This is a genomic window from Streptomyces litchfieldiae (genome assembly GCF_031845365.1).
GTDB classification, from domain to species: Bacteria; Actinomycetota; Actinomycetes; order Streptomycetales; family Streptomycetaceae; genus Streptomyces; species Streptomyces litchfieldiae.
In genome coordinates this window covers 1-12,151 of sequence record NZ_JAVREL010000028.1, presented here as the reverse complement: position 1 = coordinate 12,151, position 12,151 = coordinate 1, and the positions used below count along the sequence as shown (strand labels likewise).

10 protein-coding genes and 2 pseudogenes are annotated in these 12,151 nt (G+C 70.8%); 7 read left to right on the top strand and 5 right to left on the bottom strand.

Going from position 1 to position 12,151, the window contains the following annotated elements; translation table 11 throughout:
* Nucleotides 1-72: 72 nt before the first annotated feature.
* Nucleotides 73-402: a hypothetical protein gene (locus RM590_RS31865; protein WP_311708263.1), complete on the bottom strand. Its 330-nt coding sequence runs from the start codon at nt 400-402 to the stop codon at nt 73-75.
* 166 nt (nt 403-568) lie between these two features.
* Between RM590_RS31865 and RM590_RS31860 the strand changes: the two genes are divergently transcribed.
* The gene (locus RM590_RS31860) at nt 569-2,923 is read left to right on the top strand and encodes an alpha-glucuronidase family glycosyl hydrolase (RefSeq protein WP_311708262.1); all 2,355 of its coding nucleotides are present in this window, start codon (nt 569-571) and stop codon (nt 2,921-2,923) included.
* 42 nt (nt 2,924-2,965) lie between these two features.
* On the opposite strand, the gene RM590_RS31855 is transcribed toward RM590_RS31860, so the two are convergent.
* Nucleotides 2,966-3,895 carry a LysR family transcriptional regulator gene (locus RM590_RS31855; RefSeq protein ID WP_311708261.1) on the bottom strand — a complete coding sequence of 310 codons (930 nt, stop codon included), beginning with the start codon at nt 3,893-3,895 and terminating at the stop codon, nt 2,966-2,968.
* Nucleotides 3,896-4,094: 199 nt separating this feature from the next.
* Between RM590_RS31855 and RM590_RS31850 the strand changes: the two genes are divergently transcribed.
* The 3 genes from RM590_RS31850 (at nt 4,095) to RM590_RS31840 (ending at nt 6,620) form a co-directional block, all read left to right on the top strand.
* Nucleotides 4,095-4,592: a DoxX family protein gene (locus tag RM590_RS31850; RefSeq protein WP_311708260.1), complete on the top strand. Its 498-nt coding sequence runs from the start codon at nt 4,095-4,097 to the stop codon at nt 4,590-4,592.
* Nucleotides 4,582-5,784, top strand: coding sequence for a trypsin-like peptidase domain-containing protein (locus RM590_RS31845; protein WP_311708259.1), 1,203 nt, complete (start codon nt 4,582-4,584; stop codon nt 5,782-5,784). The genes RM590_RS31850 and RM590_RS31845 overlap by 11 nt, the downstream gene beginning before the upstream one ends.
* Nucleotides 5,785-5,942: 158 nt before the next feature.
* Nucleotides 5,943-6,620 carry a lytic polysaccharide monooxygenase auxiliary activity family 9 protein gene (locus RM590_RS31840; protein WP_394814011.1) on the top strand — a complete coding sequence of 226 codons (678 nt, stop codon included), beginning with the start codon at nt 5,943-5,945 and terminating at the stop codon, nt 6,618-6,620.
* Nucleotides 6,621-6,706: 86 nt separating this feature from the next.
* Here the strand turns inward: RM590_RS31840 and RM590_RS31835 are convergent.
* Both RM590_RS31835 and RM590_RS31830 read right to left on the bottom strand, forming a co-directional pair.
* Nucleotides 6,707-7,474: pseudogene (locus tag RM590_RS31835) on the bottom strand (MerR family transcriptional regulator); the annotation flags it as partial.
* A 22-nt stretch (nt 7,475-7,496) separates the two neighbouring features.
* Nucleotides 7,497-8,342: an alpha/beta fold hydrolase gene (locus tag RM590_RS31830; RefSeq protein ID WP_311708258.1), complete on the bottom strand. Its 846-nt coding sequence runs from the start codon at nt 8,340-8,342 to the stop codon at nt 7,497-7,499.
* A gap of 115 nt (nt 8,343-8,457) precedes the next feature.
* Between RM590_RS31830 and RM590_RS31825 the strand changes: the two genes are divergently transcribed.
* Nucleotides 8,458-9,171, top strand: a complete 714-nt coding sequence (locus RM590_RS31825) for a hypothetical protein (protein ID WP_311708257.1) — start codon at nt 8,458-8,460, stop codon at nt 9,169-9,171.
* A gap of 190 nt (nt 9,172-9,361) precedes the next feature.
* Here the strand turns inward: RM590_RS31825 and RM590_RS31820 are convergent, their stop codons facing one another.
* The gene (locus RM590_RS31820) at nt 9,362-10,123 is read right to left on the bottom strand and encodes a helix-turn-helix domain-containing protein (protein WP_311708256.1); all 762 of its coding nucleotides are present in this window, start codon (nt 10,121-10,123) and stop codon (nt 9,362-9,364) included.
* A 224-nt stretch (nt 10,124-10,347) separates the two neighbouring features.
* On the opposite strand from RM590_RS31820, the gene RM590_RS31815 reads away from it, so the two are divergent.
* Complete coding sequence (locus tag RM590_RS31815; protein ID WP_311708255.1) at nt 10,348-11,019, top strand: DUF4097 family beta strand repeat-containing protein; 672 nt, start codon at nt 10,348-10,350, stop codon at nt 11,017-11,019.
* 244 nt (nt 11,020-11,263) lie between these two features.
* Nucleotides 11,264-12,054 (top strand): annotated as a pseudogene (locus RM590_RS31810) (aminoglycoside phosphotransferase family protein).
* Nucleotides 12,055-12,151 lie beyond the last annotated feature (97 nt).

Sequence of the window (12,151 nt, the reverse complement as noted above, 5' to 3'; positions counted from 1 at the left end):
TCGGCGGGGCCCGGAACAGCCTGCGGCGGGTATCCGCGCCTGCGTCATCTGCCGAGTCTCACACTCAGTCCCTCAACCTGGCGGAGGGCCGAATTTTTCAGTAAGCACACCAGGCCAGTCATGATGCGCGAGTCCCGCGTGCATCAGCAGATCTCTCCAATCGCGCTGCGCCACATTCATGATGACGTCGAGGTGGACCCCCTGCGCGAAGAGAAGGACCACAGCCGCTGCCATGCGTTCACGATCTTGCCCTCCGAAGACCGATCCATCAAAATCCGAAATAGCCTCCAAAAGCTTCACTCGACGAGGTTCATCGAATTCGCGCGCGATAAAAGCCGTGATCCGCTCGGACAAAGTCAGGCAACAGGCTCCAGAATTCGATTCATTGGCGGGCATGTGCATGCCGCCCGAAGTGTAGCCAGCTGGAGCGTCTGCACCAGGACCGGCGACCGGCCAGGGAAGCGGCGGCGAGCCCGCCGGAGAACGCCGTCCGCGGGACGGCAGGTTCACCCACATAGACAGCGTTCGCCCCACTGACAGTCTCCCGTCCCAGTGGTATGACGAACGCATGACATTGAGCCGACGTGTATTCATGGGCGCGGTCGCGGCGGGTGCGGCGCTGGGGCCGGGCGCAGGTGCGAGTGCGAGGGCGGCGGGCCGGGAGGGGACGGTCGCCGCTTCCGCCGTGGTGCGGGACGACAGCTACGACGGTTCCGCCCTGTGGCTGCGCTACGTGCCGATCAGCGATCCCCGTCTCCTCCGTCAGTACCGGGACCAGGTCACCACGGTCATCGTGGAGAACGCCGACCGGAACAAGGTGTACCGCCATACCCCGAACCTGAGCATGGCTCCGGGCTCGACCGAGAGGCTGATGGAGTCCACCCTGGAGGCGGCCCGGGAGGAACTGGTCAGAGGGCTGGGCGGGTTGCTGGACCGGGAGGTGCGGGTGAGCCCCGGCCCGGGCAGCCGGATCCCGCACGGTGCCGTGGTCGTGGGAACCCGGGAGAGTTCGCGGGTCGTTCGGCGCTACGTCGCACCCGATGAGCTGGAACCCGTCGGCGATGACGGCTACCTCATCCGGTCGCTCTCCAACGGCACGCGCCGGTTCACCGTCATCGCCGGCAACACGGACGTCGGGGCGCTCTACGGGACGTTCGCCTTCCTGCGGCGCCTCCAGACGCACAAGCCCCTGACGGAGCTGGACATCTCCGAGGCTCCCAGGGTCGCGAACCGCCACCTGAACTACTGGGACACCGAGCGCCTCTACGCCGGCAACAACGAATCCGGTACGGGCGGGCTGAACGGCGAGAACGGCGCGATCTTCAACTTCGCCGCCACCGGCGCCAGTGCCGCGCTGAACCTGCCGGTCGTCCTGGACCGTTACCTCGTGGCGGCGCGGGCGATGGCGTCCGTGGGCATCACCGGCATCACCATCAACAACGTCAACGCCAACAACGCGTACCTCACGCCGGAGTACATCGCGCAAGAGGCGGCGCTGGCCGACGCGTTGCGCCCCTACGGCATCAAGCTCGCCCTCTCCATCCGATACGCGGCGCCCGTGGACCCCAGGTTCGCGCCGGACACGCTGACGGAGGAGCAGATGGCCCCCAACGACCCCGCCTTCCAGGCGTGGTGGAACCGGAAGGCCAGGCAACTCCAGGAAGCCATACCGGACTTCATCGGCTTCACCGTGAAGGCCAACTCCGAGGGCCAGCCGGGCCCCCAGGACTTCGGGTACGACCACGGCGACGGCGCCAACGGCATGGCCGTGGCGGTGGCCCCGCTGGGCATGAAGATCTACTGGCGCACCTTCGTCTACAACCCCGACGTGGACAGTGACCGGTTGAAGCGGGCCTACCTGGAGTTCGGCCCGATCGACGACGAGGCCCAGCCCGACGGGACGAAGGGCCGCTTCCTGGACAACGTGTTCCTGCAGACCAAGAACGGGCCCCTGGACTTCCAGGCCAGGGAGCCCATTCATCCGATGTTCGGCCGCATGGAGAACACCAACCAGGCGCTGGAACTCCAGATCACGCAGGAGTACACCGGCCAGAACAGGATGCTCTGCTTCCTCGCCCCCATGTGGGAGGAGATCCTGAAGACCGACACGTACGCAACCGACGCGCGAGGGCAGTTGCTCGACAAGCGCCTGGTGGGCAACGTCGTGGACGGCACGGCCCAGAACCACTCGGACACCGCCATCGTCGGCGTGGCCAACCTGGGCAACGCCGACAACCTGACCGGGCACCACTTCTCCCAGGCGAACCTGTACGCCTTCGGCCGCCAGGCCTGGGACTGGACACTGGACTCGGCGGACATCGCCGACGACTGGGTCCGGATGACCTGGGGCAACGACCGGAACGTCGTCGACGCCGTCGTCGTCGCCATGATGATGGGCTCCTGGGAGGCGCTGGTGAGCTACCAGACCCCGCTCGGGATCGGCCACCAGTTCACCGCCGACGTGCACTACGGCCCGGGCCCCTCGGAGTCGCATCTGCCGCGGGAGGACTGGAACCCCACCTACTACAACCAGGCGGACAGCGTGGGCCTGGGCTACGACCGCTCCCCCACCGGAAGCAACCTCACCGCCCAGTACTTCCCCACCCTGGAGGCGCGATACGGAGACATCGACACCGTCCCGGAGAACCTGATGATGTGGTTCCACCACGTGCCCTGGGACCGCCCGATGAGCAGCGGCAGGATCTTCTGGGACGAGTTGGTCGACCGCTACTACTCGGGCGTCCGGTACGTCACCGGCATGCGGCGGACCTGGGACTCCCTGGAGGCCGACATCGACGCCCGCCGCTTCTCCGAGGTCCGGGCCAAGCTCGCGCTCCACGAAGCCGACGCGGCCGACTGGCGGGACACCTGCGTGAGCTACTGGCAGGAGTTCAGCGGCCGGGAGATCCGGGCGGAGGGCTGACCGCCGGGCGGCCCGGTCCGGTACGGGCCGCCCGGATCGCCGTCAACTCGCCACGTTCCGGGCCAGGTAGAGGCTTGTCGCGGTGGTGACGAATCGCGCGACGTGGTGCGCGCGCGAGTGCTCGGACCAGGCCACCGCGATGGTGTACGGGGTGGCGTCCGTGACAGGCCGGTAGACGACGTCCGCGCGCGGATTGCCGTCGGCCACCGACTCCGGGATCAGGGCCACGGCCTGTCCGAGCGCCACCACCTCGATCAACTGGCCGGGATCGCTGACGGCCGGCCCGGACACGTCCGCCCCGGCATCGGGCGCGCCGGACGGCGGCCGCGCCATGTCCCGGTCGCGCCCGGACCAGTAGGCGCGTTCCGCCGGTGTGGAACGCGGCCACTGCGGCACGGGCTCGCCCCGCAGATCGCGGCACCGCAACTCGCCCCGCCGGGTGAGCGGGTGGCCGGCCGGCAGGGCCGCCACCCGGCGCTCGGTGGTCAACGGCTCGACGTCGAGCCCGCGCGCGTCGAAGTAGGAGCCGAGCAGGGCCACATCCGCGCGCCCGTCCCGCACCATGTCCGCCTGCTCCCGGTAGCCGCCGACCGTGATCTCGACCCGGGCCGCGCCGGGCGATGCCGCGTAGGCGTCCACGACGCGTCGCAGCATGCCGGTGGCGATGCCCGGCTTGGCGGTCACGACCAGCGTGGGCGTGGAGTGCGCGGCACGGCGGGCCCGGCGGGTCACCGCGGTGAGCACGTCGAGCGCGAACCGCGCCTCGTCGAGCATGGTCCGCCCGAGGTCGGTCAGGGCGACATGCCGGGTGTCCCGGTGGAACAGGTCCGCGCCCAGGCGCCGTTCCATCTGCCGGATGGCCCTCGACAGCGGGGGCTGCGCCATCCCGAGCCGCTCGGCCGCGCGGGAGAAGTTGAGCTCCTCGGCGACCGTGACGAAGTAGCGCAGTTCGCGTGCTTCGAAGCCATCCATACCCGCCGAGTATAGGCAGGGACCGAATGGGTCTTTCCGCGCGGCAGGTCACGGGTGCTGGACTGGACGCACAGCGACGCAACCGCCGGGCCGGGCACCGCCGTTGCCCGCTGATTCAGCGACCCCGATCTGTCTCCGCGCACGCCGCCGCACACGTTCTCCGAAGCCACGGCCGACGGCGTGAGAGGAAGGAAACATCATGGACCTGTTGCCCCGTCGGCTTCTCGGCGACGACACGCGACGACTCGCCTCCGACACCGGCCTGCTGCTGCTCCGCTTCGCGGTCGGCGCCATCTTCATCGCGCACGGCTGGGGCGACGCGACCCAGGACGGCGGAGCCGGCGCGAACAGCGGGAACTACCGGGACGCCGGGATCCCGCTGCCCGAGCTGAGCGCCTGGTTCGGTGCCTATATGCAGCTCATCGGCGGCTGCGCGGTCATCGTCGGCGCGCTGACCCGGCTGGCCGCCGCCGGTCTCGCCGTCGTGATGGCCGGGGCGCTGCTCTACGTCCACTCCGGGGAGCCTCTGGTCATGGAGCAGGACGGCAGCGGCTCCGGGTTCGCGCTCAGCATGTTCGCGGCGTCGCTCGCGCTGCTCGGCACCGGTGCCGGCCGGTTCGGCGTCGACCGGGCGTTCACCGGCCGGCAGTCCCGCCCCACTCCCCCGGTCGGGATCGGGCAGCCCAGTGGCGCGTAGGCTCGCGGCCCCGCTCGCCGGTGCCGCGCTCCTGGCGGTGGTCGCGTGCACCGGCGGCGACACGAGCACGGCCGAGGGAGAGCCGCCGTCACCGCGCGGCGGTGGCCTGCTGGCGCGACTGCGGGAGGGCGGCCTCACCATCGTCATCCGGCACGCGGAGACCGACCGTTCGCAACCCGACGACCCCACCGTGGACCTCGACGACTGCGCCACGCAGCGCAACCTCTCCGAGGCGGGGCGCGCCGACGCCCGGTCGATCGGAACGGCCATCGACGCGCTGGACATCCCCGTCGGAGAGGTGTGGGCCAGCCCCTACTGCCGCAGCAGGGACACCGCCGAACTGGCCTTCGGCCGCTTCGAGGTGGTGAACGGTCTGGAACGGCTCTACCCCGAGCGCGACGAGCAGGCCGACCAGCGGCTGAGCCAACTGCTCCGGCAGCGGGCGCCCCGCGACGGCCAGCCGAACCTGATCGTCGCCAGTCACGGCGTCTACCCGAGCGCGCTCGCGCCACCGGCCGCGATCGGCGAGGGCGAGGCGGCCCTCTACGCCCGGGCCGGAAACGGGTTCGAGCTGGTCGACCGGCTCGAACCGGACGAGTGGGCCGGGCTCGACGCGGGCGCGGGCGCCGACGCGTTGAGCGGAGGCGCGGCACGGGTACCGGACAGCGTGGTCGCGGTGAACGGGCCGCGCGGCACCGGGTCGGCGTTCCGCGTCGCCGTGCCCGGCGTCCTCGTGACCAGCGCGCGGCTGGTGGGGAACGCGCCGGAGGTGGCCGTGATCCGGCCGGACGGCGGCCGGATCACCGCACGGGTGCTGGGCCTCCGGCACGACGTCGACATCGCGGCGCTGGTGATCGACGACGACTCCGGCCTGCCGCCCCTGCACTCCGCCTCCGGACTGGCCGAGGCGCGAGGCGGGGACCGTGCGTTCGCGATCGGGGGATCGGGCGCGGTGACCGAGGGCGCGCTCCGCGCGCTGGACGAAGCCGTAACGCTGGACGGCGGCGGCGAGTTGGCGGCGATCCGCCTCGACGCGGACGCGCCCCCGGCCAGCCTGGGCGGGCCGCTGGTCGACGAGGACGGTCACGTGCTCGGCGTCCTCACCGGGGCGGCCGGCGGGCGCGGCGGCGTCGCGATCCCGGTCGACGTGGCCCGGAGCGCCGCGCTGGGCATCGTCCGGGACAGTTCCTGAACCGGACCGGGACGCACCGGCCGTGGTTGACGGTCGCCTCGCTCCGGACCGTTTCGGTGGTGTGTCGCCGGGTAAAAATCCCGGGTAACTTGGGAGCGCTCCCACCCCGGAAAACAACATCACCCCCCACTCCCTTCCGGAAGACGGAGACCGCAACAATGTACGCAGACACCCCCATTCGCCGCTGGACGCTGCGGGTGATCACTCCGGTGATAGCCGGCGTTGTCGGCCTGCTCACCCTGTTCATGAGTCCGTGGACCGACTCGGCCAGCGCCCACGGCTCGATCGTGGACCCCGCCTCGCGCAGCTACGGCTGCTGGGAGCGCTGGGGCAGCGACCACCTGAACCCGGCCATGGAGCAGGAAGACCCCATGTGCTGGCAGGCCTTCCGGGCCAACCCGAACACCATGTGGAACTGGATGAGCCTGTTCCGGGAGAACCTGGCCGGCAACTGGCAGAGCGCGATCCCCAACGGGAAGCTGTGCAGCGCCGGCGATGCCCAGGGCGGCCTGGCCACCTCGCTCGACAACCCCGGCCCGTGGACCACGACGAACGTCGGCAGCAACTTCAGCGTCGAGCTGTATGACACGGCCCGCCACGGTGCCGACTTCTTCGAGGTGTATGTCACCAAGCAGGGCTTCGACCCCACCACCGAGGCCCTGGGCTGGGACGACCTGGAACTCGTGGAGGAGACCGGCAGCTACGCGCCGGCCGAGCGCATCTCCTTCGACGTCAGCGCCCCGGGGCGCAGCGGCCACCACATCGTGTACACGATCTGGCAGGCCTCGCACCTGGACCAGACGTACTTCATCTGCAGTGACGTCAACTTCACCTGAGGCCGTCGGCCGGTGAACTGACACCGCCCACCGGGTCCCTGCCGGGGCCCGGTGGGCTTCACCGGTCGGGCCGGGCCGCGCGGTCCTCGCCCCACGCGTTCGAGCTTGGTCCAGCCGGTCCAGCCCCGTTGCCTCAGCAGCTCGATCAGTCGGCGGGCCGGCGGCGCGGTGTCAAACGCCAGGGTGTCCAGCAGCTTGGCGAACGGCGGCTCGATGTCGGCGTCGTCGACGTAGTCCTCGCCCCGCTCGTCGGCCATCCGCGTGAGGTAGGCGGCCATCTTGTCGGCCAGTTCGACCAGCCCGGGGTCGTCGTCGGTCCGGTCGAGGGCCCGGCCCAGGGTGAGGTAGAAGTCGACGAGCTGCCGGTCGGCGAGCTGCCGCCGCTTGCGTGCCACCCACTCCGGGACCCGCTCGGGCGTGAGTGCGGCGAGCGGGATCCAGCCGTCGCGTTCGACCCGGACGATCCGCTCGTCGACGCCGAGCGCCCGCAGCCGGTCGAGGAACTCGACGACCTCCGGTGGCAGCGCCAGGTGGTCCCCGGCGGCGAGACGGGCGATCCGCTCGCGGTGCCGCTGCCGCTCCCGGATCTCCGCCCGCAGCCGCTTGTCGATGTCCGCGACCGCCGCGGCGAACTCCTCCTGGTCGGCCCGCAGCAGCTCCCGCACACGCGCCAGCGGGACCCCGGCCTCGGCGAGCGTCCGGATCCTGATCAGCTCGACCACGGCGCCGGCGTCGTACCTCCGATAGCCGGAGTGGTCCCGCTCGGGCTCCGGCAGCAGCCCCTTGACGTGGTAGTGCCGCACCGCGCACACCGTGACTCCGGCGTACGAGGCCAGCTCGCCGATGGTCAGCATCGGTCCAGTCTCCCAGGGCCGGTCACGAGTTCGCCCGGCCGTGTGGCCGCTGGGTGCCGCGGATGATCCGGGCGATGTCCGGGGCGTGTGTGAAGACCAGCCGGTGATCGGCGTCGAGCCAGGACGTGGCGATGTGCGGCCGTTCGCGGACGAGCCGTTCGATGCCGGCCCGCCAGAGCCGATTGTGCCGCGGCGCGCGGCCTGCGCCGCTGTCGCCTGCGATCGAGGTCGACATGATCACGCTGATGGGGTGGTCGATCCTCCGGTACCGGTCGAGGATGCCGGACCGAACCACATCCATCTCCAGGCCCAGGTCGAAGATCTCCCCGGCGGTGAGCGACACCTGACGCGCGGTGCCCCTGGCGGCCTCCTGTCCCGCCGCCTGGTCCGCCACCATCGCGCGGAACTCCGCCAGGCCGGCGTCGGTGATGAACGGTTCGGGCATCGGGTTCGCGCCGTCGATGAGAACGAGCTCGGCGACGGTGTCCGGACGCTCGGCGGCATGGTGGACGGCCAGGTCCGCGCCCAGCGAGTAGCCCACGAGCACGGGCGCCGAGGGCAGGCCGAGGCGTCCCAACCGCGCCATCACGGCGTTGAGATCGCCGAGGAACGCCTCGAAGGAGTACCGGTCGGCGGCCGGTGCGAGGCCATGCCCCCGGAGGTCGAAGGTCACCACGTCGTGGTCGCGCCGCAGCAACTCGGTCAGCTCGCGCAGATCGGCCTGTGTCGAGCACAGCCCGGGGCACAGGACCAGCGGCCGCCCCCGGCCGCCGCGGGACACCGGGATCGTGAGGCCGTCGTGGTGGACCGTGAAGTGCTCGGTGTCGCCGCCGGTCGGCGGGTCACTGATCGTCCGTTTCGTCGTCATGCCCGCATGCTGAGGGGTTGACCCTGCGGCAGGGTCAATCGGGTGTTCGCGGCGTTCCGGATGTCTGCGGGCCCCTGGCCGGTTCGGCGAGCCGCCGCCCGGCTAGGGTCGGCCCATGCGTTCCCCCACCCCGATCGAGCAACGACTGCTCACGGCCCAGCGGGAGTTGCGGGACTGCCCGCACCTGACCGTGGACCGATCGGTGACCGGCGAGCTGGGCCAGATCTTCGAGAAGACGCCGGCGATGTTCGGCTACCTGCCCGAGTGGGACGGCGTGGTGCTCAGCCCCCAACTGTGCGTGAACAGCCCACGCATCGGCGAGCTCGCCAACTGCTGGCGGAGCGCGCCGCATTCCGGCCTGCCGGAACTGGGCGGCGAGTTCCGCATCACCGATCTGTTCAGCGCGGTGAACAAGCGTCCGCCCGATCTGATCCCCGCCGGCTGGCCGGGGGCCCAGCTCTGCGCCGAGCTGCGCGTCATCGACGACACCCCGCTCACGGCGGCCGGGCGGCTCGCGGCGATCCGGATCCAGCGGCACACCGACCCGCTGGAAGTCTGGTACTACGACATGGACATGAACGAAATCGAGGGCTGGAACGGGCAATTGGTGCGGCTGGAGCTCACCTACCCGCAATACGTGGAGCAGTTGGCGCTGACCAGGGGAACGCACGGGTGGCAGTACCTGTTCACCGCCGAAGTGCCGTTCGGCGACCCGTACTTCAAGGACATCCGCACCGGCCTCGCGGCGATGCTGGACCACTTTCCCGGGCTCTTCCCCGCCTGGGACTTCACCGACCTGCGCCGGCGCTTCGCCGCCCGATTCGCCTGACGGCTCGCGCCGGTGCGGCGGTTGGAGTTCGGCCCGCGGCCGAGCCCTCGGTCAGCGCGTCCCTGAGGAGGAGGACATCGTCCGAGATGACGTCGGCGCGCAAGGTGCCGTCCCGGGCCCGGCCTTCAGGAGGGTGGCGACGGCGTCGGTGAGGAGTGCGCCGCTGACCCGAGGGGCCGGAAGCCGGGCGTCAACGCGCGCGATTTGAATCTGACGGGGTCGCGCTGCCCGGGGTCGTCTCGACCTTGGTGTAGAGGATGTCGCGGGCCTGCTCGGCAGCGCGTGCGATGCTCTCGCCGACGAAGTCGAGGAAGCGGGCGATGTTCTCCAGGCGGGTGGCGGCCGGGGTGTCGGGGCCGAGGACACCGACGCCTTGGCGTGCGGTCTCGGCGAGTTGGGCGTTGGACCGGGCGGCGGCGATCATCGACTGGTACCAGACGTCGTCGTCGACGCGGTAGCGCTCGCGGCGGCGTTCGTCGCGTTCGCGGCGGATGAGGCCCTGGTTCTCGAGGAACGCGATCGCCTTGGAGACCGAGGCCGGGCTGACCTGGAGACGCTGAACGAGCTCGGACGCGGTCAGGCTCCCCGCGTCGGTGGTGAACATGCAGGTCAGCACCCGGGCCATCATCTTGGGCAGGCCCTGTTGCATCAGGAGGGTGGTGAACGCCTCCTCGTACTCGCGCACGGCCTCGGCGTCGCGTCCGTGGGCCTGGTCGGGCGCCTGCGACCCGCGAGGCACGGCGGCCCGCCTGCGCCGGTGGGCGCGGCGCTCGGTGGCGCGCTGGGCCAGGTCGGCGCGGTAAGCGGTGGGGCCGCCGTTGCGCATCACCTCACGCGTGATCGTCGAGGTGGGGCGGTCGAGACGTCTGGCGATCTCCGCGTAGGCGTCGCCGTCGGCCAGCCCCAGCGCGATCTGCCGGCGTTCGGACTGGGTGAGCCTGCCTCCCGGCATCACGGCCTCCTTGGGGGTTCCCGTGTTGCCCGCAGCTTAGCGTTCACTCCTGAGTCAGTGCAACGAGCGGGCGTTGAGTCGTTGCATTGAATTCCAACCCATTGCAATGACTTATCTGCTCCCACGTGCGGCGATAACGATTTTGCGCAACAAGCTTGTTGCCCGATCCTCGAACGCAACGTAGCGTTTGCGACGTCAGAAACGACAAGCACAGGAGAGAAACCATGCAGACCTTCGACACCCCCGCCCCGATCTCCGCCGTCCTGGACATCCCCGCCGGGCGCATCCAGTTCATCGCCGCCGACCGGACCGACACCACCGTCGAGGTCCTGCCCGCCAACGCCTCCAAGGGCCGCGATGTGAAGGCGGCGGAACAGACCACGGTCGACTACCGCGACGGCGTCCTGCGGATCGACGCCCCGGCGGCGAAGAACCAGTACCTGGGCCCCTCCGGATCCATCGAGATCACCGTCCAACTGCCCGCCGGCTCCCGCATCGAGGCCAAGGCGGCCAGCGCCGAGTTCCGGTGCGTGGGACGGCTCGGCGACATCGTCTTCGAGGGCGCGCACGGCGCGGTCAAGATCGACGAAGCCGCGGGCATCCGCCTCACCGCCTCCGCCGGCGACGTCTCCATCGGCCGCCTGGCCGGCCCCGCACAGATCAGCACCCACCAGGGCGACATCCACATCGCCGAGGCCGCGCGCGGCACGCTCGTGGCCACCACCCAGATGGGCGACATCACCGTCGGCACCGCCCACGGAGTCTCCGCCACCCTGGACGCCAGCACCGGCTACGGCCGCATCCACAACGCCCTCACCAACACCGACGGCCCCACCGCCCCCCTCACCATCCGCGCCACCACCTCCCACGGCGACATCACCGCCCGCAGCCTGTAAGCAAAGGAGCGTCAGCCGTCGAAGAAATCCGGTCGACAAGCGAGCCCGCGAAGCACTGTGATGGCCCCGACTGCCCGCCAGCCGGAGCGGGCCGACCGCAGGAGCAGCTCTCTTGACGACAGGGAGAACCACGCAAGCCCGCCCCGCGATCGATACCGCACTGGTCAGACGCCTGGTCGACGCGCAGTTCCCGCAGTGGGCCGGGCTCCCCCTGGAGTTGCTCGACCCGGCCGGCTCGGACCATGTGATCCACCGGCTGGGCAAGGAACTGTCCGTCCGGCTGCCCCGCCACGCCGGCGCCATCGGGCAGGCGCGGAAGGAGTCGGAGTGGCTGTCCCGGCTCGCCCCGCACCTGCCCCTGGCCATCCCGGTCCCGGTGGCGGTGGGGGAACCGGACTTCGGCTATCCATGGCACTGGGCGGTGTCCCGCTGGCCGGAGGGCGAGGTGGCGACCGTTGAAGCACTGGCCGACTCAACCGAAACCGCCGTCGAACTGGCCGAGTTCCTGACCGCCCTGCAGCGGTTCGCGCCCGAGGACGTCGCGGCCCTGGGTGCCCGCGCCGACCTCGCCGCCCAGCCGCTCGCCGACAGGGACCGGGCGACAAGGGCCGCCATCGCGAAGGTCGGCGGCGTTTTCGACGCCCCGGCCATGACCGAGTTGCGGGACGCGGCGCTGAACGCCCCCGGTGGGATCGTCCCCCGGTCTGGTTCCACGGCGACTTCCACACCGGCAACCTGCTGACCACGGCCGGCCGCGTCAGCGCGGTCATCGACTTCGGCGGCCTCGGCATCGGCGACCCGGCCTGCGACCTGACCATCGCCTTCACCCTGATGTCGGCCAGTCCCGAGCGGCCTTCCGCTCCGCGCTCATGGCATCGACGACGCCACCTGGCTCCGTGGCCGCGGCTGGGCCCTGGCCACCGGATTGAACGCCTACACTTCCTACGCCGCCGTCAACTCCTGGATCGCCGCACAGACTTCCCGTCAGATCACCGAGGCGCTCGTCGGCTAGGCCCGTACTTCGCGGGTCGGTGAATCGGATGGTTCGGTGGCCGGTCCGGTGTCCGGTCGGGGGTCTGTCGCGTTGGAGCGGGTGTGTCGATGACTTCCCGGTCCCCGCGGCCACGGACGG